At 64.5% G+C, this 23,604-nt stretch carries 23 protein-coding genes and 1 pseudogene; 12 read left to right on the top strand and 12 right to left on the bottom strand.

The window, feature by feature from the left end; all coding sequences use genetic code 11:
* Window positions 1-61: 61 nt before the first annotated feature.
* The 4 genes from CSV86_RS31995 to CSV86_RS14015 all read left to right on the top strand — a co-directional run bounded on the left by CSV86_RS31995 (window position 62) and on the right by CSV86_RS14015 (window position 3,548).
* The gene (locus tag CSV86_RS31995; RefSeq protein ID WP_283811590.1) at window positions 62-772 is read left to right on the top strand and encodes a TonB-dependent receptor plug domain-containing protein; all 711 of its coding nucleotides are present in this window, start codon (window positions 62-64) and stop codon (window positions 770-772) included.
* Complete coding sequence (locus CSV86_RS14025; protein WP_311985876.1) at window positions 769-2,079, top strand: TonB-dependent receptor family protein; 1,311 nt, start codon at window positions 769-771, stop codon at window positions 2,077-2,079. The genes CSV86_RS31995 and CSV86_RS14025 overlap by 4 nt, the downstream gene beginning before the upstream one ends.
* A gap of 107 nt (window positions 2,080-2,186) precedes the next feature.
* The gene (locus tag CSV86_RS14020) at window positions 2,187-2,627 is read left to right on the top strand and encodes a lysozyme (protein WP_009394083.1); all 441 of its coding nucleotides are present in this window, start codon (window positions 2,187-2,189) and stop codon (window positions 2,625-2,627) included.
* Window positions 2,628-2,672: 45 nt separating this feature from the next.
* A complete protein-coding gene (locus CSV86_RS14015) occupies window positions 2,673-3,548 on the top strand; it encodes a LysR substrate-binding domain-containing protein (protein ID WP_009394084.1) in 876 nt (291 codons plus the stop codon).
* Window positions 3,549-3,735: 187 nt separating this feature from the next.
* Here the strand turns inward: CSV86_RS14015 and CSV86_RS14010 are convergent, their stop codons facing one another.
* From CSV86_RS14010 to CSV86_RS31990, 7 genes are all read right to left on the bottom strand, one after another.
* Complete coding sequence (locus CSV86_RS14010; RefSeq protein WP_009394085.1) at window positions 3,736-4,569, bottom strand: bifunctional allantoicase/(S)-ureidoglycine aminohydrolase; 834 nt, start codon at window positions 4,567-4,569, stop codon at window positions 3,736-3,738.
* 171 nt (window positions 4,570-4,740) lie between these two features.
* Window positions 4,741-6,684 (bottom strand): autotransporter outer membrane beta-barrel domain-containing protein, encoded by a 1,944-nt coding sequence (locus tag CSV86_RS14005; protein ID WP_009394087.1) that lies wholly within the window; start codon window positions 6,682-6,684, stop codon window positions 4,741-4,743.
* Between the two features lie 219 nt (window positions 6,685-6,903).
* Window positions 6,904-8,967, bottom strand: a complete 2,064-nt coding sequence (locus tag CSV86_RS14000; protein WP_170394807.1) for a HEAT repeat domain-containing protein — start codon at window positions 8,965-8,967, stop codon at window positions 6,904-6,906.
* Entirely contained in the window at window positions 8,958-11,090 is a 2,133-nt protein-coding gene (locus CSV86_RS13995) for an AAA family ATPase (protein ID WP_512700230.1), read from the bottom strand. Before CSV86_RS13995 ends, CSV86_RS14000 begins: the two co-directional genes overlap by 10 nt.
* A 65-nt stretch (window positions 11,091-11,155) precedes the next feature.
* Window positions 11,156-12,736 carry a hypothetical protein gene (locus tag CSV86_RS13990; RefSeq protein ID WP_009394090.1) on the bottom strand — a complete coding sequence of 527 codons (1,581 nt, stop codon included), beginning with the start codon at window positions 12,734-12,736 and terminating at the stop codon, window positions 11,156-11,158.
* A gap of 14 nt (window positions 12,737-12,750) precedes the next feature.
* Window positions 12,751-13,206 (bottom strand): WYL domain-containing protein, encoded by a 456-nt coding sequence (locus CSV86_RS13985; protein ID WP_240160555.1) that lies wholly within the window; start codon window positions 13,204-13,206, stop codon window positions 12,751-12,753.
* Entirely contained in the window at window positions 13,203-13,622 is a 420-nt protein-coding gene (locus tag CSV86_RS31990) for a helix-turn-helix transcriptional regulator (protein WP_240160512.1), read from the bottom strand. The genes CSV86_RS13985 and CSV86_RS31990 overlap by 4 nt, the downstream gene beginning before the upstream one ends.
* Window positions 13,623-13,960: 338 nt before the next feature.
* On the opposite strand from CSV86_RS31990, the gene CSV86_RS13980 reads away from it, so the two are divergent.
* The 6 genes from CSV86_RS13980 to ku all read left to right on the top strand — a co-directional run bounded on the left by CSV86_RS13980 (window position 13,961) and on the right by ku (window position 17,132).
* Entirely contained in the window at window positions 13,961-14,566 is a 606-nt protein-coding gene (locus tag CSV86_RS13980; protein ID WP_009398928.1) for an SCO family protein, read from the top strand.
* Window positions 14,560-15,039: a copper chaperone PCu(A)C gene (locus tag CSV86_RS13975; protein ID WP_100228105.1), complete on the top strand. Its 480-nt coding sequence runs from the start codon at window positions 14,560-14,562 to the stop codon at window positions 15,037-15,039. The genes CSV86_RS13980 and CSV86_RS13975 overlap by 7 nt, the downstream gene beginning before the upstream one ends.
* Before the next feature lie 570 nt (window positions 15,040-15,609).
* Window positions 15,610-15,786 carry a con-10 family general stress protein gene (locus CSV86_RS13970; RefSeq protein WP_009408912.1) on the top strand — a complete coding sequence of 59 codons (177 nt, stop codon included), beginning with the start codon at window positions 15,610-15,612 and terminating at the stop codon, window positions 15,784-15,786.
* 116 nt (window positions 15,787-15,902) lie between these two features.
* Window positions 15,903-16,082 (top strand): hypothetical protein, encoded by a 180-nt coding sequence (locus tag CSV86_RS13965; RefSeq protein ID WP_009408910.1) that lies wholly within the window; start codon window positions 15,903-15,905, stop codon window positions 16,080-16,082.
* A gap of 72 nt (window positions 16,083-16,154) precedes the next feature.
* The gene (locus CSV86_RS32755) at window positions 16,155-16,289 is read left to right on the top strand and encodes a PSPA7_2676 family Cys-rich small protein (protein ID WP_283811588.1); all 135 of its coding nucleotides are present in this window, start codon (window positions 16,155-16,157) and stop codon (window positions 16,287-16,289) included.
* A gap of 9 nt (window positions 16,290-16,298) precedes the next feature.
* Entirely contained in the window at window positions 16,299-17,132 is an 834-nt protein-coding gene (ku, locus tag CSV86_RS13960; protein ID WP_009408908.1) for a non-homologous end joining protein Ku, read from the top strand.
* A 28-nt stretch (window positions 17,133-17,160) separates the two neighbouring features.
* Here ku and CSV86_RS13955 read toward each other — a convergent pair whose 3' ends face one another.
* The 5 genes and pseudogenes from CSV86_RS13955 to ligD form a co-directional block, all read right to left on the bottom strand.
* Window positions 17,161-17,814 (bottom strand): glycosyltransferase family 2 protein, encoded by a 654-nt coding sequence (locus CSV86_RS13955; RefSeq protein ID WP_009408906.1) that lies wholly within the window; start codon window positions 17,812-17,814, stop codon window positions 17,161-17,163.
* Window positions 17,811-18,410, bottom strand: a complete 600-nt coding sequence (locus CSV86_RS13950) for a class I SAM-dependent methyltransferase (RefSeq protein ID WP_009408903.1) — start codon at window positions 18,408-18,410, stop codon at window positions 17,811-17,813. Before CSV86_RS13950 ends, CSV86_RS13955 begins: the two co-directional genes overlap by 4 nt.
* A pseudogene (locus tag CSV86_RS13945) lies at window positions 18,407-19,158 on the bottom strand (PIG-L deacetylase family protein). Before CSV86_RS13945 ends, CSV86_RS13950 begins: the two are co-directional and overlap by 4 nt.
* The gene (locus CSV86_RS13940) at window positions 19,155-20,198 is read right to left on the bottom strand and encodes an acyl-CoA dehydrogenase family protein (protein ID WP_009408900.1); all 1,044 of its coding nucleotides are present in this window, start codon (window positions 20,196-20,198) and stop codon (window positions 19,155-19,157) included. Before CSV86_RS13940 ends, CSV86_RS13945 begins: the two are co-directional and overlap by 4 nt.
* A 13-nt stretch (window positions 20,199-20,211) precedes the next feature.
* Window positions 20,212-22,683 (bottom strand): DNA ligase D, encoded by a 2,472-nt coding sequence (gene ligD / locus CSV86_RS13935; protein WP_009408898.1) that lies wholly within the window; start codon window positions 22,681-22,683, stop codon window positions 20,212-20,214.
* A gap of 152 nt (window positions 22,684-22,835) precedes the next feature.
* On the opposite strand from ligD, the gene CSV86_RS13930 reads away from it, so the two are divergent.
* Both CSV86_RS13930 and CSV86_RS13925 read left to right on the top strand, forming a co-directional pair.
* Window positions 22,836-23,303, top strand: coding sequence for a hypothetical protein (locus tag CSV86_RS13930; protein WP_009408896.1), 468 nt, complete (start codon window positions 22,836-22,838; stop codon window positions 23,301-23,303).
* A 15-nt stretch (window positions 23,304-23,318) separates the two neighbouring features.
* A complete protein-coding gene (locus tag CSV86_RS13925; protein WP_009408894.1) occupies window positions 23,319-23,555 on the top strand; it encodes a metallothionein in 237 nt (78 codons plus the stop codon).
* The last annotated feature ends 49 nt before the right edge of the window (window positions 23,556-23,604 follow it).

Genomic DNA, 23,604 nt, shown 5'->3' with positions numbered 1-23,604 from the left:
TGCCCAACCGCCGGTTTATGGTCCACTCAGCCCCTTTGTGCGGGACCGGATGGAAAGCCTTATGAATGACAACGAGCGGCAACGCGCCGCACACCGCTGCGCCGCCCTGGGTGCGCTACTGCTCACCAGTACCGGCGCCTTGGCCGATACCGCTGTCGATGTCGATCCCGTGGTGATCAGCGCCACGCGCACCGGCGACGAGTGGGCCCAGGCCGCATTGTCCGCCAGCGTGGTCGATGCCGCCGACAGTCGCGGCGAACAGGCGCTGACCCTCGGCAACCTGCTCTCCGGCGTGCCGGGGGTTGTGGTGCAAAGCCGCTACAACGCCGCCCAAGGGCTGCGCCCGGCGATCCGCGGTTTCGGCTCGCGCTCCAGCTTCGGCGTGCGCGGCATTCGCGTGCTGGTCGATGGCGTACCGCTGACCATGCCCGATGGCCAGACCGAACTGGACGGCTTCGACCTGGGCCTGGTCGAGCGCATGGAAGTGCTGCGCGGACCGGCTGCCGTGCTCTACGGCAACGGCGCGGGCGGGGTGCTGGCGATCGAGACCCGCGAGCCGGGCGACCACCCGGTGTGTCCGGCGATGTCAGCGTCGGTAGCTACGGTTTCCGCCGGCAGAGCGTGGAAGCCAGCGGCACCGAGGGCAATTTCGGCGCCCTGGCCGCTGTCAGCTCGACCCAGTCCGACGGTTATCGCCAGCATGCCACCAGCGAGGCCAACAACCTCACCGGCAAGCTGCGCTGGTGGGGCGAAACGGGGCGCCTGGCGTTGACCCTGCACGCTCTCGATAACCGCTCGGAGGACCCGGGCGGGTTGACCCTGGGGCAGGTTCGTGCCGACCGCAACCAGGCCCGTCCGCAAAGCCTGAGCTTCGATTCCGACGAGCGCATCAGGCAGCAGCGTTTGTCGCTGGTGTGGGACGGACAGCCGCTTGGAGAAGATACCTACCAGATCCGCAGCTATGTCGGTCAACGGGATTTCGAGAATCGCCTGCCATTGGCCGCCAACGGCCAGACCAGCTATGAGCGGTTGTTCGCCGGCGCCGGTGCCAACTACACCCATGTCGCCGACTGGTTCGGCCTCAAGCACTGGTTCACGTTCGGGGGCGACCTGGAATCCCTGCGCGACGACCGTGATCGCAACAACAATATCCTCGGGGGCGAGAAGGGTGCGCTGACCTCCCGTCAACGTGAAGAGGCCCGCAGCCTCGGTCTGTTCGTGGAAAACCGCACCGAGCTTGGCGAGAACTGGTTACTCAGCCTGGGCCTGCGCCACGACACCGTACGCCTGAGCGTGGACGATCACTACCTGCGTGATGGTGACGACTCCGGCAAGCGCAACCTGCGTGACCTCAACTACAGCGTTGGTCTCAGTTATCGCCTGGATCCGTCCCACACGATCTACGCCCGCGTCGCTACTTCCTTCGAGACGCCGACTGTCAGCGAACTGGCCAATCCCAATGGTGGTGGTTTCAACAGCAGCCTGGAACCGGCGGAGGCGCTTAACCAGGAGGTCGGTTTCAAGGGCGAAACTGCGCATTGGCGTTACGAAGCCGTGGTGTATCGCATCGATACCCGTGACGAACTGGTGCCCTACGTCGATGGCCGCACGTTCTACCGCAACGCCGGTTCGACCCGCCGCGACGGCCTGGAACTCAGCGCGCGCTGGCAGCCGGACGAACACTGGCAGGTCAGCACGGCCTACAGCCTCAACGACTACACCTACCGCAGTTTCGAAAATGCCGACGGCAATCGCCTGCCCGGTATTCCCGTGCAAAGCCTGTTCGGTGAAGTTTCCTACAGCCGTGACAACTGGTATGCACGCCTGAACACCTCGGTGTTCGACCGCCAGTACGCCGACAGCGGTAATACCGCACGGGTCGGTGGCTATGCGCTGGTCAACCTGCGCCTGGGCATGCAGCTCAAGGGCTGGGCGGAAAACCTGGAACCCTATGTAGGGCTGGATAACCTGACGGACCGTCGCTACTACGACAACCTGCGGATCAATGACAGCGGCGGACGCTACTACGAGCCGGCACCGGGACGTACCGGGTATGTGGGGGTGAAGGTGAGCTTCTGACGCGTCAGGCGTGCGGCATTCAGTAGCAGCTAAGTGCTATCACTGGACGCCATGACTGAAGTAGTCTTGCCCGACGTTGTCCTTCACTTCATGCAAGGAGCTGGCACATGCGACTGTCCCCGACGGGCCTGGACCTGATCAAACGCCGCAACGGACTGACCCTCAAGGCCCGCCAGGATGTCAGCGGCCTGTGGTTCATCGGTTATGCCCACTATGGCGATGTCAGCGAGGGCATGGAGATCACCCAGCCCGAGGCCGAGGCCAAGCTGGAACACGAGATTGGCCGTTTCGAGACGCAACTGGCCGGGATGCTGACGGTCCCGGTCAGCCAGGGCCAATGGGACGCGCTCCTGCTGCTGGTGTTCGATTACGGCCTGGCGCGTCTGCGCAACTCGATCCTGCTGCGCCACGTCAACGCCAGCGATTTCGAACGCGCGGCGGCGGAGTTTTCCAAATGGATTCAGGTCCGGGGGCGGCCGGATATCGGCATGGTCAAGCGCCGCGATGCCGAACGGCAGATGTTCCTGCAAGGCTCGCCGGCAGCCTGAGGGCATGCTAAAACCTCGGGGGTCATTCATTCTGTAAATGCCCCCATGCCTGCCATTGCGAAACCCGCTAGAACCCTGTTCGATCTCGATCTGCTGCGCGCGATCGTGGTGGTCGCCGACTGCGGCAGTTTCACCACAGCCGCCTCGCGCCTGCACTCCACTCAATCCACCATCAGCCAGAAGGTCCGCCGCCTGGAAGACATGGTCGGCCACCGCCTGCTTGAACGCGGCAACCGCGACGTGCTGCCCACCGATGCCGGCCAGACCCTGCTCGGCTATGCCCGGCACATGCTGGCGCTCAACGACCAGATGCTCGAAGCCCTGGCCGGTGCAACCGTAGGCGTTACCGTGCGTTTGGGCGTGCCGGAGGATTTCGTTGGCGGCCGCACCACCAAGGCCTTGTCCGCCTTCAACCGCAAGCACCCCGAGGTCAAGCTGGAAGTCGCCAGTGGCCTGTGCCGGGACATCGCCCAGAGCTACGACAACGGCGAGCTGGACCTGGTGCTATTGAAGCAACGGCGCAACGGTAGGGAAGGGGTGGCCAGTTGGTCGGAAGAACTGTCATGGATCGACAGTGCGAAGAATCCAGCCTTGGAACTGGACCCGATTCCGCTGGTGACCTTCCCGCCCCGGGGCTTGTACCGCGACGAAATCATCAACGCCGTGGAGGGCCTCGGTCGGCGTTGGCGGATCGCGTTCACCAGCTCCAGCCTCAGCGGAATCCAGGCGGCAGTGGCGGACGGGATGGGCATCAGCCTGCTGCCTCCGCGGGCAGTCACCGCAGACCATCGGGTTCTTGGGGCAAAGGACGGGCTGCCGGTGGTGGACAGCTACGAGATCGTTGTAGTGCACCGGCCGACGGCGGAGCCGATGGTGAAGGAATTGGGGGTGGTGCTGGCGGGGTTGCTGGATCAGGAATGAGTGGTTGACCTCGACGGCCTCATCGCTGGCAAGTCGGAGCGCCGAACCGCAGCTCCCACAGGTTTTGTGTGCACCGCAAACCTTGTGGGAGCCGGCGTTGTCGGCGATGAGGCCCTCACAGACACCCATAAAAAAGCCCGCCATCCACCGGCGGGCTTTCTCATTCAGGCTGCGAGCCCGACGTCACTCAACGCTTCGGGTTCAGCGTCAGGTGCACGTTGCGGTTCACATCCTTGTACAGCAGGTAGCGGAACGGGCCAGGGCCACCGGAGTAGCAGGCCTGCGGGCAGAAGGCGCGCAGCCACATGAAGTCGCCGGCTTCCACTTCCACCCAGTCCTGGTTCAGGCGATACACCGCCTTGCCTTCGAGCACGTACAGGCCGTGCTCCATGACGTGGGTTTCGGCGAACGGAATCACGCCGCCCGGCTGGAAGGTAACGATGTTGACGTGCATGTCGTGACGCATGTCCGCCATGTCGACGAAGCGGGTGGTGACCCAGGCGCCGTCGGTACCCGGCATCGGGATCGGGGTGATGTCCTGCTCGTTGGTGACGAACGCTTCCGGGTGCGGCAGGCCTTCCACGGCTTCGTAGTGCTTGCGGATCCAGTGGAAGGTGACATTGGCCTTGCTGTTGTTGCGCAGGCTCCATTCGGCCGCCGGCGGGATGAAGGCGTAGCCACCCGGCTTGAGCGTGTAGTTCTTGCCCTGCAGGGTGATATCGACTTCACCCTCGACGACGAACAGCACCGCTTCGGCGTTCTTGTCCAGTTCAGGACGCTCGCTGCCGCCTTCCGGGGCCACCTCGACGATGTACTGGGAGAAGGTTTCGGCGAAGCCGGACAGCGGGCGGGCGATGACCCACATGCGCATCTTGTCCCAGAAGGGCAGGTGGCTGGTGACGATATCGCGCATCACGCCCTTGGGAATGACGGCATAGGCCTCGGTGAACATCGCACGGTCTGTCAGCAGCTCGGTCTGAGCCGGGTGCCCGCCGTGAGGGGCGAAGTAGGATTTGGACATGGACAGTCTCGGGGTGTTTGTTGTTGTGACCCCGGGAGCGCCTGTAACGGGCGTTCTACCGGGGCTGCCGCTCTACAGTATGAGCATCGCGGTGCATCCACAAATTAAATGTTGGAATCCGTTCTATTCGCTTTGTGAATGGGCTCCTTCATGCACCACGGCCTCGAAGGCTCAGAATAGCCACTGCACGCCCAACGAATATCCCGCCTGGTTTCCTTCGTCATGGGCGAATCGGGTATTGGCCTCGGCAAATACCCCCAGCTGTTCGGTCACCATCAGCTGCGCGCCGAGCTGCGCGCGCCCGAAGCTCTTGTCGACCTTCGCCAGGTCCGCGACCCGCACGCGCCCGTCCGCCCGGGCTGCCAGGTCGATCTCGTCCAGTCGCCCATCCGCCAGCTCCCGCACCCAGCGCACGCTGGCGTAGGGCTTGACCCGCATGCCGGCACCCAGCCCGAGTTCGCCACGCAGGCGCCAGCCCAGGCTGGCCTCGAGCCCGTCGTAGTCCTGCTTCTCGTAACCCAGTGCGGTACGCAGCGCTTCGTCTTCATGGAAGTCATCGATGCGGTAATGCACGTAATCCAGCCCCGCCAGCGGCCCGGTCTTCAAGCCTCCAAGGTCGAAGTCATGGCCACCCTCCAGCCGCGCGCCCCAGAACAGCGCGGAGGTATCCCCGGACAGGCGCTGGTCAAGCAAAACCGGGCCGTTGTTGGCCTGGATGTACACCGAGCGGCGGGTGTCGAAACGGGTATGCCCGGCACTCAGCTCACCCGCCAGCCACTGCGCTGCGCCATCATCGAGCAGGCCGAACAGGCCGGCTTGCCAGGTATCGCCTTCGACCCGCCCGCCATGCTCCAGGCTGTCGCGGCTGCGCTCGAAGCCCAGGCTGGCACCGACGGTCAGCGCATCGCTCAGCCGGTAGTCGCCCAGCACATGCACGCCGACGCGCTTGGACTCCGGGTTGCTGGCCACATCGAATCCGCTGTCGGGCGATACCTCGCCCTCGACGCCAACCTCGCCATCGAAGCTGCCGACGGTCCGCTGGCTGTCCAGCAAGGTCAGCCAGCGCCGGTCATGCAGTCGCGTCATTGCCTGGTGCTGGCGCTGCAACTGGTCTTCCATCTGCCGCGCCATGGCTCCGCCGGAAGCGGTGGAAGCGAGCAGGTCGGCGTTGGTCAGTTCCAGTACCAGGCGCGTCAGCAGCCGCGAAAAATCCCGCAGGCGCTGGTCGATGCGCTCCTGACCGAAGGCGCCGGTGAGCACGGTCTGGTTGTCTTCGTTCGGGTCGTGCCAGGTGGACCCACCCGGAATCGCCGGGTTGTCGGTCTGCTCGTAACCGTCCAGATCACCCAGCTCCCAATTGGTCGCCTCGATGAACAGCACCGGCACATTCAGGCCTTCGAAGCTTTCGCCATCGCTGCAACAGCCTGTGCCGGCAGGGTAGGCGGGATTCAGGCCGGGGTTGGTGAACAGGTCGATCTTCAACTCCCCGGCGATACGCATGAGCTGGTCGCGGTACGCGCCGAGGGCCGGGTTGTCGGCGGCATTGCTGCCGGCATGGGCGTACATCTTGTCGCCGGTGACCAGGCTATCGAGGTTGATCATCCCCAGCAGGTTGGCGCGCTGGCTGTCGCTGAGGGCCGCGACGTAGGCCCGCGAGCCGCGCAGCCCTTCTTCCTCGGCACCAAAGCCGACCACTTCCAGGCCGTTCTCCAGTTGCACGCCGCCGAGGTTGCGGGCGATCTCGGTCAGCACCGCCGCGCCCGAGGCATTGTCGTCCAGGCCTTGCAGGGTCGGGCGCCCGAAATAGGTGTCGAAGTGCGCACCCAGCACCACATAGTTGCTGCTGGTCCCGGCGGCGGAGGCGATTACATTCTGCGAACTGCGCGTGCCGGCCCAGGTGAAATCCTGGCGGCTGGTCTGGTAGCCATAGGCCAACTGTGCCTGCATCCAGTCGGCAGCGCCGGCGAAGTTGGCGGTGCCGCGATAGCGGCCGGGATAGTCGTGGATCAGGCGATCCAGGGTCTGGCTGGCGTATTGCCCGTAGTCATAGGCGCCAGCCCCCAAAGGGAGCAAGGCGGATCCGAGGGCAACGGCGATGGCGAGGGGTTTGAGCACGGCACTTGTCCTTGTGTGTCGGTAGGCGTGGGCATCTTGTCGATGCGTCGACCTGCTCGCAGCAGGAAATGGACCGAATTGTGAAGAGACCGTAAGAATTGCCGGATCTGTCGTAGGAATTTGGCAGATCTGGCGCCTGATGTCCTTTTTGCGCAAGCAACAACCTGTTCCCGCACGCAAGAGATGCGCGTGGGAACAGGTTCCCGACTGTGCAGGTCCTCAGTCTTCGCAACTGGCCAGCGCCTCTTCCAAGGCTTCCAGTGTGTCCTTGTCGAGTCCTTTCCTTAGGCGGTCGATCACCGCATCGCTGAAGCGCATCTCACCGAAGTTCAGGGCCCAGACGATGGCCTCCTTTACCCGGTGATCGCTGTCGCCCGCCAGACCCAGCAGTATTTCCTCGCTGGTGGCCGGCGGGTAGAGGCCGAACAGGGCGTCAGCCAAGGCGCTTCTAACCTCCACACTGGCATCGTTCGCCAGGCTTTTCTGGACCACCATCAGCAGGCGTGGTCCGAAGCTGCCGGATTTGCGAATCAGCGCAATACGCACCTGGGTGTCGCTGTCCCGCGACAGGGCCAATTGCACATGTGGCAGTAGCTGAGCGTTACCGGCCAGTGCCATGCGTACGCTCGCCTGTGGGTCCTTCAACAGGCGCAGTTGCACTTCCTCGCTCAACGCCCGACCGTGGAGCCCGGAGGGGCGTGCGGCCAGCGCCTCCCGTACGCAGGTCTCTTCATCTTCGGCAAGCCGGGCTTGCAGGCCCAGGCCCAGGTGCGGATGCTGGGCCAGGAGCACACGAATCTCTTCATGATCGTCCTGTGCCAGCGCAGCCTGCGCCGCCAGCTTCAAGATGAAGCCGCGCTGGGCGTTGGCCTGGGTCAGCAGTTCGCGGCGCACATCTACGTCGTGGTCCGTTGCGAGCGCCAACTGGGTGGCGGTCCTCGTGTATCGGTTACCCGCCAGTTCAAAGCGAATGTCGTAGCGGTGATCGTCGCGCAACGCCTGCTCTATATCGGCATCCAGCACCTGGCTACGAATCAGCGCGGTACGTACCGACATATCCTCGAGCAGGACGCGCGCGACGTCTGCGGCCAGCTTCTCATTGTTCGCAAGCTGACGGCGGACCTCGGTATCCGGGTGCCTTGCCAGGAGCAGTTGCAAGCCCGGAACCAGCGAACGATTGCCGGCCAACGCTTGCATCAACACTGGAGAATGCTTCCAGCCTTCGTAGTACTCGCGCTGCAGGCTTTCCCCCAGCCCGGGATTTCGGGCCAGCGCCAGCAACCTCGGCGAGGGTTCATGCTGGATGGTCCAAATGCTGCCCGGAGTGGTGGCAACAGCGTGTTGGCCGAGCTCGCGTATCAGTTCCTCGTCGATAAACGGGTTACCTGCGAGCACCATCTGCACCTTGTCGAAACCGCTTCGTGCCAGCCGGCCGTATTGTTTTGGCATCAGTCCACGGTTCGCGGCCAGCGCCAGTTGCACTTCCTCGACATCCTTGAGCAACAGCGGGAACGCTACACCTGCCAGATCTTCATTGCCGGCCAGTTCGACGCGCACTTGGACATCCGGGTCCTCGGCCAGCAACACCTGGATGCCTTCGTGGGTTTCAGCGTTGCGTGCCAGGGCGCAGCGGACCTCAGGGGCCGGATCCAGCGCCAGGCGTTGCTGGACGCTGATGCTGGTACTTCTATTGCTGGCCAGTTCAGCGCGCACCTTGGCGTTGTCGGCGAGCAGTTGCTCGTGAATGTCGACGCCCGTGGCGTTGTGCCAGGCAAAGCGCTCGCGCACTGCGCACACAGGATCATTCGCCAGGCGTTGTTGTTGCTCGGTATCGACTTCCTTATGCCATAGCAGTATGGCCTCGCGTACGTCGCTATGCGGGTCGCGAAGCAGGGTGTCGATAATTTGCGCGCTGAGGGTCTCGTTGCTGGCGAGCTCCTCGCGGACCTCCGCCAACGGATCCCGACTCAGCAGGCCGAGAATCTCCAGGCCGGCGCTTGTGTTGCCCGCCAGGGCCTTGCGCACGTCCCCGGATTCGTGCTGGACCAGACCCCGCAATTGCAGCGGGCTCAGGCCGTGGTTGCCAGCCAGGGTGACCAGTACCGCCTCCACATCCTTGATCAGGTACTGAACGGTGGCACTGCCCAAGGCCGGGTGACCGGCCAGGGTCTTGCGGACTTCGACATGAGCATCCTGGGCCAGCAGCAATTGCGCCGCAGCGCCGGTCGCGGGATTGCCCGCCAGTTGCAGGCGCACGTCCACGGGGCTTTTGGTCAGCTCCATCTGCACCGCCTCTGGCAGTTGCGCATCAGCGTGGCGAGCCGCCAGCGCAAGCAGGACGTCGATATCGTCGTCTGCCCCAGGTTCAACTGGGCCTTTTCGCCAAGGGTCGGCAGTCGCGCCAGCGTCGCCCGGACTTCACCGCTCGGGTCTCGCGACAACAGCGACTGGAGCTCGCCGGACAGCAGCGGGTTGCCGGCCAGGGCCAGTCGCACGGCATCTTCGGTATCCTTGCCCAACTGGCGCTGGCCATCGATGCCCAGGTGCCGGTTGTGCGCCAGGGCAACACGTACCTCGGTGTCCTCGTCGTGCAACAACTGGCGCAGCAGCGATTCATGGCTGCTTTTCACTGCCAGTTGGCGGCGCTGGTCAGGCTTGAGCGCCAGCCATTGGAACCGTGACGCCAACAGATCCTGCGGTGCATGGGGATGCAGGCAGGCCAGGTGCAGCAGCTCGCGATCGAAGCCGGCCGCACCCTCGTCGATATTGATCCGCAGGGTCAGCACCCGCTCCGGGCAGTTGGGGTTACGGTACACGGCATTGCGGATTTCCCCGACCGGATCGAGAGCCAGCTTTTCCAGCAGGTCGTCCGGGCAGTCCTCGTTGCGCGCTACTTCCTCACGGCGTAAGGCGTTGGCGCTTTCGGCCATCTGGATCATCTGCGCCACGCTCAGGCCATCGCACCGGGAGGCAGGCTTGAGCTTGAGTTTCTCGAAAATCTCCTCGTACTCCGCGACCTGCTCGCGCAGGGTTTCCCGCAGGGGAACGGTCGAGTCGATGGCCGCCTCGAGGTCGCTGAAAGTCAATGCGCGGTCGGCGAGGAAGGCAGTTTCCCGTGCTTCGTTGATGGCGTTCTGAATATCCGCGCCAGCATAGTCGCGGCACTGGCTGACCAGTTGCCGGCGCTGTTCGTCGTCCAGCTCCAGGGTTTCGCCGCGGAGTTGGATATCCAGGATCGCGCCGCGCTCGATGGCATTGGGGAAACCGACGTAGAACACCTCGTCGAAACGCCCCTTGCGCAGCAGTTCCGGCGGTAGCGCGGCGACATTGTTGGCGGTGGCGATCACGAATACCGCGCCGGTCTTTTCCTGCATCCAGGTGAGGAAGTAGCCGAACAGTCGCGAGGAGACTTCCGAACCGCTGCCGCTGGTCATGCCGACGAAGGCCTTTTCCAACTCGTCGATCCACAGGATGCAGGGGCTGACCGACTCGGCCATGGTCAGGGCGCGGCGCATGTTGTGTTCGCTTTCGCCGACATACTTGCCCAGCAAGGAACCGATATCCAGGCGCAGCAATGGCAGTTGGAAGAGCCCGGCCGCAGCCTTGGCAGTCAGGGATTTGCCACATCCGGGCATGCCGGCGATCAGCACGCCCTTGGGCGCCTGGACCCGTGCCTCACGGGCTTCGCCGAGGCGGCGGAAGATCTGTGCGCGGCGCTCCAGCCACTGCTTGAGGTTTTCCAGGCCACCGATATCCGCGGCGCTGGCATTGACCCGGAGCATCTCCAGGACACCGCTCTTGGCAATGATCTGTTCCTTCTCGCGCTGGATCAGCGCCAGGGCGGCATCGTTGATCTGTTCATGCTGCAATCGAACCATCGCCAGAGCCGAGCGGATTTCCTCCTGGCTAAGGCCGCTGCATGCGGCCTGCAGGCGTTGTTGCAGGCTTTCCGGCACCAGCAGGTCGCACTCGCGGCAAACGCGGCCGATTTGTTCGACGATCTCCTCGCCACGGGGCAAGGGAAGGGGCAACAGGGTGATCTGTGCTTCGATCTGTGGCGGGATATGCAGGGTTTCCGAGACCAGGACCACCGCCGCCGCGCCGCGATGATGGCGCTGGATGCGGTTGAGCAACTGCTTCAGTCGCGCCACGGCCAGGGGCTGGTGCTCCAGGGCGCTGCGGGCGTCCTTGATGACGAACAGCTTGCCGTCCAGGTCATCGTCGAGCAGTGCCGGCAGGCTGGTAGCCAGGTCGGTGTCCGGGCCCTGGCTGCCCCGCGGCTGCTTGTTGTGAAAATCCACCCAGCCATAACCGAGGTTCCACTCCTTTGGGCTCAGATGCAGTTGCGCCGCTACGTCGGCCAGCACGGCGTCGATCCGCGCCTCTTCCCCTGAGTGGATGAACAGCCCGGGTAACCGGCGACCAGGTGGGATTTGATCTTGTCCTTGAGTTCGAGCAGGTTCATCGGTGCTTACCAGCCAGGGAAAAGGGAAGAGGCGAAATTGCTCAGGGCGCGGCCGGCGGATTCGAGCATCCGCCCGGCTCCTTCGGCGACCCGTGCGGCAGTCTTGAGTGCGGTTTTCGCCAGCGTCTTCCCGGCGGCGTAGACCGTCTCGCCGATCTGGCTGCCGGCGATCCCTCCGGCAACGCCGCCGATGAACCCGCCAACGAGCGTGCCGACCGGTCCGAGTACGGTGCCCAGGCTGGCCCCCAGGGCGGCCGCCTGGGTTGCGCCGGCGATGGCCATGGAGGTGGTCACCGTGGTGCTGCCGAGGGTATCCAGGGCTTCTTCACCGGTCAGTTCGCCCTTGCCCAGCTTGTACAGGGCCTTGGCATTCTGCAGGCCGACGCAGGCGATATTGGTGATCAAACCGGCCGGGGTGCCGCGCAGGGCCGCGCCGAGCCAGCCGTTCTTCACCGCGACTACCACCGCGCCGGACACTGCTACCTGGGCGCCGGTTTCGCCTGTGCTGCGCAGCGCGCTGTCGAAGAACGCCTTGAGTTCGTCATCGGTGCTGGGGTTTTCCCGACCGTTCAGGCTGTTCCAGGCGCGCCGTGCCAGTATCCGGACGCCCTGCAGGCCGACCGCGATACAGGCACCGACCAAGGCCTGCTTGCCGATCTGTTTGGCAATGTCCAGCCGGTTGGTGTCGTTCCATTCGTACTGCCGCGCTTCCTGTTCCGCCTGGGCCTTCTCCTGCAAGGCCTTGGCGTCCTCCTTGGACAGTGGCCTGGACTTGACCCCATCGGCCTCGATCACTTCGCTGCTGTCCGCCACATCGGCACCATGGCCTTCTGGCACCAGACGCTGCTGGTCGGCGTAGTCGCCGCTTTCGAACTGGCGTTGGGTGGCGCTGGCGTCCGAGCCGTATTTGGACTGGTATTTGGCGACCACGTTGCCATTGCCGTCGATGACCTCGATATCCACCGAGTTCAGTTCCCGGGAGTTGACCATCCTTGCCCGGTACTGGCTGCCCTTGGTGGTCGCGTCGATGTTGAAGGTATCGACGTGGTGCTGCTCGGCGATAAAACCGTCCAGGTTGGGGTTGAGGCTGATGGCGCCGCCCTGGGTGGTGACGATGCGCCTGGCGTTGTCGGTGGCGTCGGCCAGGGCCTGGTCGATGCGCGCGGCGTACTGGCCTACCTGCACCGAGCCCGACAGGCCGGCGTTCTTCTCGATCTCGGCGGCGAGCCAGGAGGCCTGGCTGCGCCCTTTGTCGAGATGGTCCTGCAGCGACTCGCGGGCCTGGTTGAAGGCGCGGGTCGATTGGATGACCTCACGACTGGTCTGCTGCAGGTCCTGCTCGTCTTTCCACAGGTCAGGGTATTTGCGGAACTCGTCGCTCAGCCATTGCTCCAGCGGCTTTTCGCCACGGGCATTGCAGGAGGCGACGAAGGATGCGATCACGGCACTGGTCTTGCCAGGGTTGTCCGGCTTGTCGAACAGCACGCCCTCCATGCGCCTGGCCTGTGCTTCGGCGACCTGCTCGAAGTCGAGGCTGTGTTCCGGGTCGGGTTCCTGGCCGAGGTTCTTTTCCATGTCGGCGGTCATTGGCGGAGTCCTTCTCAGTGCAGATAGTCGGTGAGTTCGTCGTGCAGTTGCTGTTGCAGCCAGGCGGGTTCGAGAATTCGCACATGGGGGATCCAGTAGCGAACGATCGGCAGCAACTGGTTCGGGTGATTGACCCGGCATTGCAGGAGCAGGCGACCGTCGGCCAACTGCTCGATCAGTTGCTGGTGCGGCAGCACGTTGCGCCGCTGAAAGTAGTAGGCGTTGCTGGCGGCGACCTGGACAGTGACCTTGAGGTGGTCTTCGCCAAACCAGATGTCATCGTCGCTTTCGATCCGGGTCTGGACAGTGCTGTCGGGGATGAAGGACTGGTCGAGTACCCGCAGGGCTTCGATGCGGGCGAAGGCAAAGCTCTTCAGGCGTCCCGCTTCGGTGGCGGCGAGGTACCAGATGCCTTTGTTGTGGACCAGGCGGTAGGGCTCGACGCTGCGCTGCTTGCCGGTATAGGTCAGTTGGCAGCGGCGGTGCTGCCCGATGGCCCGGCCCAGTTCGCGGAAATCCCCGTTTTCGGGTCGTTTGGCGGCGAAATGGCCATCGCGTACGAGAAAGCTGGTCGGACCCGGCTTGAGCAAGTCCATCCAGGCGCGGCGATCGCTGGCCGGGAACAGCTGCTCGACACCGCTGATGCGGGCGAAGGTCTGCAGGTCGGCGGGGACAAGCTGCCGCGGTAGGCGCTGGCCAGCTGGTAAACCCCATGCGCCCCGGGCTCGACCACATCGCCGAGGCGGTTCAGATCGCGGTAGATGGTGCGTTCGCTGACGCCGAAGCGTTCGGCCAGCTCAAGGCGGGTAGGGCGTTCGCCGCCCAGCAGCAGACGCAGGATGTCGGCGAGGCGCAAGGCCAGGGTTTCGTGATCGGTGGCCGCCATGGCGAATCCTTGTCGGTGGGCTTGGCGGCGACTCTAGAGGAGGCGACTGACAGGCCGTGTCAGTGGCACTGACAAAGTCCATGCCGAAAGAGACGGCGACAATAACCTGAGTAGTGGCTCAAGGCCACTCACCGGATGGGGAATGTTACGGGAACTTCGACCTCGTCTCGGTTTTACAGCTTGTTACGTATTGTCGGCCCCTTCTGCGACACCACGCCGCACCCTTCGGGCGCCCTGCGCTGGCCCCTCCTGTCCTTGCGTGCCAAAATGCCGCCCCGTGAAAAGCTGGAATGAACAGCTTCCCTGCGCAAGCGTGCACCTTCCCAAAGGATGGTTACATGAACGACCTACTGACCCGGCGCAAGGTTCTCGCCGGGCTCGGCCTGGCGGGGCTCGCCGCCCTGACCGGCTGCGATACCTCGCCCAAGCTCGACTTCAAGTACGGCAAGGACCTGAGCAACAAGATCCTGGGCCGCTCCTTCAAGCTCCAGGATGTCCACGGCGATACCTACGCGCTGTCGAGCTTCTACGGCTCCATGCCGATGGTGTTCTTCGGCTTCACCCAGTGCCCGGCGATCTGCCCGACCACCCTGGCGCGTGCGGTGCAGATCAAGAAACTGATGGGCCGTGACGGCGATTTCCTCAAGGTGGTGTTCATCACCCTGGATCCGGAACGGGATACCCCGCAGGTACTCGAAGACTATGTGAAGGCCTTCGACCCGACCTTCACCGCGCTGTCCGGCACCCCGGAACAGATCGCGGCCACCGCCAAGGAATTCGGCGTGTTCTACGAGAAGGTACCGCTGGGCGACAGCTACACCGTGTCGCACTCGTCCACCAGCTTCGTCTTCGATTCCCGTGGCCGCCTGCACCTGGGGTTGTCCCATTCGCTGACGGCGAAGGAATGCGCCGAAGACCTGCTGACCCTGATGGAGATCTGCTGATGCTGCCGATTCGCAAACCCCTGGCCGTCCTGGCCCTGTGTGCCGCCGCCCTGCCGGCGCTGGCGCAAACCACCGTGGAAAATGCCTGGGCCCGTGCCAGCGTGGCCAACCAGCATTCCTCCGGCGCGTTCATGACCCTCACTTCCGATACCGACGCCAAGCTGGTCGCCGTGCAGTCGCCGGTCGCCAAGGATGTGCAGATCCATGAAATGAAGATGAACGGCGACGTGATGACCATGGGGCCGGTCTCGAGCCTCGACCTGCCGGCCGGCAAGGCGGTTAGCCTGGATGCCAACGGCTATCACGTGATGCTCATGGGCCTGGTTCACCAGCTCAAGCAGGGTCAGGAAGTACCGCTCACCCTGGTGATCGAGGATGCCAAGGGCAACAAGGAAAACCTCGAGATCAAGGCGCCGGTGCGCTCCTTGACCGAGGGTGAGCCGGAAATGAAGCACGGTCACGTGCATCAGTGATTTCACGGGCTTCGTCGCCCGGTTGGCTTTTGTCTTGAAGGTCCGTCAGTAGATCGCATCAGGGCTGACAGGTGCTTGTCATGACTTCTCCAGCGCCCTTGAGATCGAGCGCCGCCCGCGCGGCGCATCGCTGGCAAGCCAGCTCCCACATTTGTTGCAACGTGCCATGGCCTGTGAGATCTCCGCTGCCAGCCTTTGGATGTTCGGCGGGAAATCGAGTCGGACAAACAAGGCGGTCAACTATGGTCTGACAGGCATAGGCACGTTGCAACAAATGTGGGAGCTGGCTTGCCAGCGATGCGCCGCGCGGGCGGCGCTCGGTCTGGAGAGCGCTAAAGATCTCCCGGCAAGCGCCTGGTGGCCATAACGCGGTTCTCTGACGGGCACGTCGCAGCCACCAAAACCGATACCCACACCCCAAATACCCATCACCCCAAACACCCCCTTCCCGCTATTTCCCGCCACCCGTCCGGCCGCTTCGAACCAAAGCGAATCCTTGCAACGCCATGGACTCACACATCATGTACGGCAAACGTCGTGCATCCCTAGTTTTCTATGAGGTGAAAGATCATGGCTAACAATGAAAACCGCACTGGCTCCAAGCAAGGCGGCGGCAACCCGGGCAACTTTGCCAACGATCGGGAAAAAGCCTCCGAAGCCGGTCGCAAGGGCGGGCAACATTCGGGTGGCATGAATCAGGACCGGCAGAAAACCCAGGACTCCGGCCGCAAAGGTGGCCGTTCCTGACGCGGTAGCGTAGTGAATGACGGGGCATAGCCATGCCTCGTTCGTCTGGCGCATCGGAGGCCTCGGCCTTGATGCGCCATTTGCTATTGTGAAGAACTTTCCTGGAGAACGTGGCCATGAACAAAGGCGCAGCCCTGTTGCTGCTGTCCGGCCTGCTGGCCCTGGGCGGCTGTTTCGACAACTCCGATCACCCCGGCAAGGACTCCGACCCGAGCAAGCCGTCGCTGCAGATGCAGCAACCGCAATCGGAAAGCCCTGCCTCGCAACTGGCTCCGAGCAAGGACAGCGACAACTGATCATCCCGATCAAACCTTCCGCACCTCCTGGTAGTCATTAGTGGTAACAGACCTATGACCAGGAGGTGCCCCATGACCTTTTTTTGCCTGCTACGTGGATGCCAGTGGCGCTCGATGCCGGTGAACGATGCCGTGCCCGGCGATTGCGAGTGCTGCGAGCGTTGCGGTGCCTTGCGTCATCACCTTCTGCAACTTCCGCGTCGCTAGGAGTCCGCCATGCCTCGTGCAATCTGGAAGGGCGCGATCAGCTTCGGCCTGGTGCATATCCCGGTCGCCCTGGCATCCGCCGTGCGCAGCCAGCGGGTCGATTTCGACTGGCTTGACCAACGCAGCATGGATCCGGTGGGCTACAAGCGGATCAACAAGGTCACCGGCAAGGAAATCAGCAAGGAACATATCGTCAAGGGCGTTGAATACGAGAAGGGTCGCTATGTGGTGATCAGCGAGGACGAGATCCGCAAGGCCCGGCCCGAAGCGACCCAGACCATCGATATCTTTTCCTTCGTCGACGCCGGCGATATTCCCCTGCAACACTTCGACACGCCTTACTACCTGGCGCCGGACAAGCGCGGCGGCAAGGTCTACGCCTTGCTTCGCGATACGCTGGAAAGCACCGGCAAGGTGGCCTTGGCCACGGTGGTGCTGCATACCCAGCAGCACCTGGCACTCGTGCGGCCACTGGACGATGCCCTGGTACTGATTACCTTGCGCTGGCCAGACGAAGTAAAGGACCTCGACAGCCTGGAGCTGGATGACAGCGTGACCCATGCCAAGGTCAGCAAGGCCGAGCTGGACATGGCCAAGCGCCTGGTCAAGGACATGAGCGGCAGTTGGACACCCGAGGATTACCGCGACGAGTTTCGCCAGACCATCATGGACCTGGTGGAAGAAAAGGCCTCCAAGGGCAAGATCAGCGTGGTCGAGCAACCGGGCGAGGAAGGCGAGGGCAAGGGCGCCGATATCATCGACCTCACCGAACTGCTCAAGCGCAGCCTGGGTGGCAAGGCCAAGCCGACGCCGAAGAAGAAGGCGTCGCGCAAGGCCTCTTGAACCAGCCCCCGGCAAGGCCTGCGGTCAATCAGGCCATCAGGGACCTGAGATAGTCGCCGAAGCCACCCCGGGCGCGGCTGTCCATGCGGCTGCTGGTGGTCACACTGTTGCGCGCCGTCCATACGATAGTTGCCCCGCACGCCTGCAGGTCTTCGATCAGTTGCACATCCTCGTTAAGCGCTAGCGGGCGGAAGCCGCCCACCCTTTGGTAGGCGCGGGCGCAGATTCCCAGGTTGGCGCCGTGGATATGCCGGTGTCCTTCGCGCATCTGGTAGTGCTCCAGGTAGCGCTCGCGCAGTGCCTGGTCCTGCTCGGCCTGCCATTGTTCGATATGCACCGTGCCACACACCGCATCGGCGGCGAAGTCCAGCTGGCACAGCAGCCAGTCCGCCGGTACGCAGCTGTCGGCATCGGTACAGGCCAGCCATTGGGCGCCACGCTGCAGCATCAGCTCGGCGCCGGCACGGCGCGCCTGGCCGACATTGCGCACCTCCACCTCCAGGGTGTCTACGCCGAAGCGGCGGGCGATGGCGGCGCTGGCGTCGGTACAGCAGTCCAGCACGACCAGGATTTCGACCCGATGCCCCACACTTGCAGCAGTGTCGGCGGCGGCGCGCATGGCGGTCAGGCAAGCGTGCAGCGTGTCGGCTTCGTTGTGGGCGGGGATGATCACGGCAATCATGGGCAGGTCTCGTCGAGGTCGATCACGCTGGGCTGGCAACTCCAGTACTCCAGCAAAAAATCCGCTTCTTCATGACGCAGCACGCGATACAGCGGCAGGCGCTCTTCCAGCAGGGCGTGCACCTGGCGACCGTTCTGCGGGCAGCCATCGATGGGGTGCAGCCAGTGACAGGCGAGCAGCCCGCCGTCCTCGCCCAGGCTGGCGACTGCCTGCTCGATCACTTGCAACCACTGCTCCGGGTCGAGGTAGTAGCCGATCTCGCCGAGTACGATCAGGTCGAAACTGCCGCCGGGCCAGTCTCCCGGCAGGCGTCCTTGCCCCACCTGCACATTGCGCAGGCCGCCCAGGCGCTGGCGGGCAAGGGCGACGGCGGTGCTGTCGAGGTCATGACAGACCAGCTCGGTGCAGCGTTCGGCCAGCGCCGCGCTCAGTTCCCCGTTGGCGCAGGCCGGCTCGAAGATTCGCTCATAGAACTGCCTGGGCAGGCTGGCCATGATCAGTTCGCGCTTGCGCTTTTCGTACCAGCGGGTGCGGAAGGCCCAAGGATCGTCGCTGGCGGCGAACAGGTCGGCGAAATAGCGCGCATCCACACTCATCGGAACACCAGTTCGAAAGGTTGCATCAGGCACTCCAGGGTTTCGGCCGGGAGCACCGGCGGGCGCTCGCCATCGGATTCGATCTGGCTGACATGGGCGGCAATCGCCTGTTGCTTGCGTTGCACGGCATCGGCGTCCAGTTGCACCTTGCAAGCCCGTTCCCAGGGCAGCCGCGGATCCTCGGGCTGCGCCCAGTACCAGGCCCATACCGGCACTTCAAGCAGGGTCGCGCCCTTGGCCTGCGCCGCCTGGGCACAGGCGCGGCCAACCGCCTCGTGGTCACAATGGCCGTCGCCGCGCCAGGTGCAGAGCAGCAGGTCGTCGGGCCGCAGCAATTGGCCCAGGTGACCGACCAGGTAGGCTTCGTCGCGGGCCACCGCGGTGTCCTTGAGCGACAGGCGCTGCCAGTCCAGGGCCTGCAGGTCCAGGCCGAGCCGGTGCAGGGCGTTGCGGCTTTCCTGGGGGCGCTGGCGACGCAGGCGATGCTCCGTCCACTGTTGCGAACCGGGATGGCTGGCCTCGCCATCGGTGGCCGAGATCAGCAGCAGGTCCTGCTCACGGCCGCGCAGACTGGCGAGCAGGCCGCCGCAGGCGAGGATCTCGTCGTCAGGGTGGGGCGCCACCACGATCAGGCGGCGCCCGGGCGGGCACAGTTGCTCGGGGTAATCCAGGTGGCCCGGGCCAGATGGGCCGACTGCTGCCATTGCGCGGGTGTGGTCGCCGGCCCACGGAACAGGTCTTCGCTCATAGCTGCCAGGCTCCCGCCGGCACCTGGGCCAGTTGTTGACCGAGGACGGCGAGATCGCGTTCGGCATGGCTCTGGCGCAGGAAGACCGGCAGGTCGGCGGAGAGCCGGGCGAAGTGGCTGTTGTGGCAGAACGGCGTGGCACCCAGGGCGCGGCCGACATGCTGGATAACCTGGCTCACCGCCTGTTCGATCTGGGCACGGGTGCGCCGTACCAGCAGTTCGGCGTTGGCGCCGGGGTTGGCGTCGATCCACGCGGCGCATTCGCGCAGGGTCGCCCGGGCACCGCCCAGTGCGGCATCGACCGCGCCCAGGTGGGCCTCGGCATGCGGGTCGGGACGCGGCTTGCGGCAGTGCTCGCGCAGGTAATCGGCCAGCGCCTCGGCGGCCCCGTACCAGCACGCAGCGATTCCGCCGCCGCCGTGCCAGAAGCCAGGTCGCGATAGGTACTGCCCGGGAGCGCCAATGGCCACGGCAGGAGTACCATCGAACTCCATCACCACACTGGTAGTGGTGGCCATGCCCACCGCCTGCCAGCCCTCGGCAAGGATGCGCTGGCTCGGATGGGACAGCTCGATGGCCACCAGTTGCGGCTGCTCGTTACTGTCCCAGGCGGTCAGCAGGGCGTTGTCGATCTGCAGGGCGCCGGAGCACCAGGCCTTGCGTCCTTCCAGCAGCACCGTGTCGCCTTCGCGTCCGACGATGCGCGTGCGGGCCTCTGCCGACTCGGCGGCCCATACCCCCCAGATGCCTTGCCCGACCCGGTGGCTGGCGCTGCACTCGGAGAGGATCGCCAGGGCATCGGTGTGCCCCTCGTACAGCTTGGCCAGGCTCAGGTCGCAGCCGGCGATGCGCGCCAGGGTCTGCCAGCGTTGCAGGGTATGGCCCTGGCCGGGCAGTGGCAGCAGGTCGAGATGGTCCTGTTGCAGTGACTGCATGACCAGCGGCAGCTGGGTGTCCAGATGCAGCGCCTGGGGTCGCTGGGTAAAGCTGCGCAGCAGGGTGTCCAGGCTGCCCAGGTCGAAATCCTGGATGATGCTCATGGCGGTGGCTCCTTCACAGGCCGAGTTTCTTGCGCATGCCGGCGGTGATCGACTGGCGGGTGCCGGCGTAGTCCTGCCACGGGTCGTTGCCGTCGGCCAGGCGCTCGTCGATATTGGCCAGGGTCCATTGGTTGGCCCCCTTGAGCCCGGCCAGTTCCTCGGGCCAGATCGGCACCGACACCGGCATGCCTTCCCGGGCCCGCAGCGACCAGGCGCAGACGGTTGTCGCTCCCTTGCCGTTGCGCAGGTAGTCGATGAAGATCCGCCCGACCCGGTTCTTCGGCCCGGAAACCGCCGACAGCCGTTCAGGGAACAGCCCGGCCATGTGGCTGACGATGGCGTGGCTGAAGTCCTTGACCTCGTCCCAGCCGGCCTTGCGCTGCAGCGGCACTACCACGTGGATGCCCTTGCCGCCGCTGGTCTTGAGGAAACAGCGCAGGCCCAGCTCTTCCAGAAGGGTGAGGGTCAGGGTGGTGGCTTCGATCATCGCCTTCCAGGGCAGTTTCGGGTCCGGGTCGAGGTCGAGCACGAAGCGGTCGGGGCGCTCGAATTGCTTGTCGGTGGCGTTCCAGGTGTGCAGTTCGAGCGTGTTCATCTGCACCGCGCCAAGCAGGGTGTCTTCGCGGTTGATGATCATCGCGGCCTGACCGGCCTGGTCCTTGTCGTAGGTTTTCACGTGGGGCAGGTCAAGCTGGGCGGCGTTCTTCTGGAAGAACAGTTCGCCGTCCAGCCCGTCCGGGGCGCGGACCAGCGCCACGGGACGGTTCTCCAGGTGCGGCAGGATCAGCCCGGCAACCTTGGCGTAGTACTCGGCGATATCCAGCTTGGTGGTGTTGCTGCTGGCATCGATGATGCGATCAGGATGGGTCAGGCGCATCGCCTTGGCGCTGCTGTTCTTCACGGGCATGGCACGCTCCAGGTTGATGGCGCTGGCCGGCTTGTCGTTGCGCAGGCCATGGAAGACCGCGTGGCGAACGATGCCGTCGCGGGTCATCTGGGCGAAGCTGACCTCTGCCAGCAACTGTGGCTTGAGCCAGTGAACGCCCCGGGCTTCGGCGCCGGTCGGCGGGTTATCCAGTGGCGGGCGCGGCGCCTCCAGCGGCTGCAGCCGGCGATGCAGGCTTTGCAGGGTCTCGGTGCTGAAACCCGTGCCGACCTTGCCCGCATAACGCAACCGGCCATCGTCATGCAGGGCCAGCAACAGGGCGCCGAACGCTGCCCGGCTGCCCTTGGGCTCGGTGTAGCCGACCACCACGAACTCCTGGCGTTTCTGGCACTTGAGCTTGATCCAGTCGCTGCTGCGTCGTTCCACGTAGACGCTGTCCTGGCGCTTGCCGATCAGGCCTTCCAGGTTCATCTGGCAGGCGCTGGCGAGCAGCGAGGCGACCGGCTCGGCGAAGCTCGCCGAGTAACGCAGCTCCGGCGGCGGGTCGGCGAGGATCGCTTCAAGGGCGGCGCGCCGCTCCTGCAGTGGCAACTGGCGCAGATCACGACCTTCGAGCCAGGGCACATCGAACAGGTAGTAGAGAATGCGTTCGTCGTGCTCGGTATCGAAGGCGTTCTGCAGGGCCTGGAAGTCGGCCACGCCGTTTTCGTCGGCGACCACCATCTCGCCGTCGAGCCAGGCGGATTTCAGTTTGAGCGTTTTCAGCGCCGCCACCTGGCGCGGCATCTTCGCCGTCCAGTCGTGGCCATTGCGGGTGAACAGGCGCACCTCGCCATCGTCGATACGGGCAAGGATGCGGTAGCCGTCGAACTTGATCTCGTAGCTCCAGTCGCCTTGCGGCGGCGAGTCCACCAGGGTGGCCAACTGCGGCTTGAGGCTTTCGGGCAGGGCGGCCTTGGGTGCCTTTTTCGTGCGGCTGGCGGATGCGGCTTTCTTCCTTGCCGCGGGGGCCTTTGCCGCAGGCGCCGCGACCGGCCTGGCCGAAGGCAGGCTGCGGTCGCTGAGCACGCTGTCCGGGGCAGCTTCGAGGATGTCGTAGTCCTTCTCTTCGCGGGCCTGGGCATCCGAGGACTTGACCAGCATCCACTGTTCCTTCTTGCCGCCGAGGCGGGTGCGGAACAGGTTCCAGCGTCCGCCGAGCTTTTCCCCTTGCAGTTCGAAGCGCAGGTGGCCCTTGGCGTAGCCCTGGTGCGGGTCGCCTTCGGGAATCCATATGCCGCGGTCCCACACGATCACGTCGCCGGCACCGTAGTGGCCCTCGGGGATATGACCTTCGAAGCTGGCGTAGTCCAGCGGGTGGTCCTCGACGTGCACCGCCAGGCGCTTGACCTTGGGATCCAGCGACGGGCCCTTGGGCACCGCCCAGCTTTTCAGGGTGCCATCGAGCTCCAGGCGGAAATCGTAGTGCAGGTGGCTGGCGTCGTGTTTCTGGATGCAGAACTGCAGCGCCCGGGCCTTGCCACGGGCTCGCTTGCCGCTGGGTTCAGGGGTGGCGGCGAAGTTGCGCTTGCGTTGGTACTCCTCGAGGGGCTTGGCCATGGCGAATGCTCTGTGTCCGGCGTCTTACCAAGTGGGAGAGGGCGTGCGGGACGGGAGTTCAATCGGCGTGGCGACCGGGCGGCAGAAAGACTGAATCATTTTCCGCGCAGGGGAGTCGACTTCAGGAGAGCTCATCCGCAAGCGAGGTTGCCATGAACGAGAAAAGCCAAAGGCCGGCCACCCATGTGCCAGCCGAAATCGACGACATCCAGGACCGCATGGGCGAAGTCCGCGAGCTGGATTTCAGTGACCGCCATGACGAACGCCAGGGCCGCGCCGGCGATGCGCGGCCGGCAGAGGAATTCAACCGCGAGTTTCCCGCCGAGCGTGTCGAGCGGGGTGGCATGAGTGGCGGTGAAGCGCTCACTGAAAGCCTGCACGAGGACAATGTCACCCTGGACGACCTCAGCCCCGACACCCTGTTCGACCAGACCGGCGCCCGCGATCCTTCCGAGCGAGGCGGCCCGGGGCCGGCAGACCAGCAATTGCGCCGGGTCGACGAGGACGAGATCGGCGGCGGCATCGGCCTGGACGAAGCCGAGCTGGCCCGCTCGGCGCCACTGGACGGCAAACCCTGGACCGATCGTGTATCGCCGCCCGAAGGCGATGAAGACGTTTGAGAGGAGGACACGACCATGAGCGAACAACATTGCGCCTGTCCCGGATGTACCTGCGAGGTGGACGCCAACGCCGTGCAACTGGCTGGCGAGGCCTATTGCTGCAAGGCCTGCGCCAGTGGCCACGCCAACGGCGAACCGTGCCGCATGAGTGAATGCCACTGCGGGGACGACAAGGCCAGGCAGCCAGATGAAGAGCAGGTGGATAACGCACTTGAAGAAACTTTCCCGGCCAGTGATCCCATTTCGCCTTGAAGCGCTTTGGCGATAAGCCTTAGCGCGAAGAGGTCTTGAGAACTGGCAT

The sequence above is a fragment of the Pseudomonas bharatica CSV86 genome (assembly GCF_000319305.2).
GTDB classification, from domain to species: Bacteria; Pseudomonadota; Gammaproteobacteria; order Pseudomonadales; family Pseudomonadaceae; genus Aquipseudomonas; species Aquipseudomonas bharatica.
This window is presented reverse-complemented; position numbering and strand designations above follow the sequence as displayed.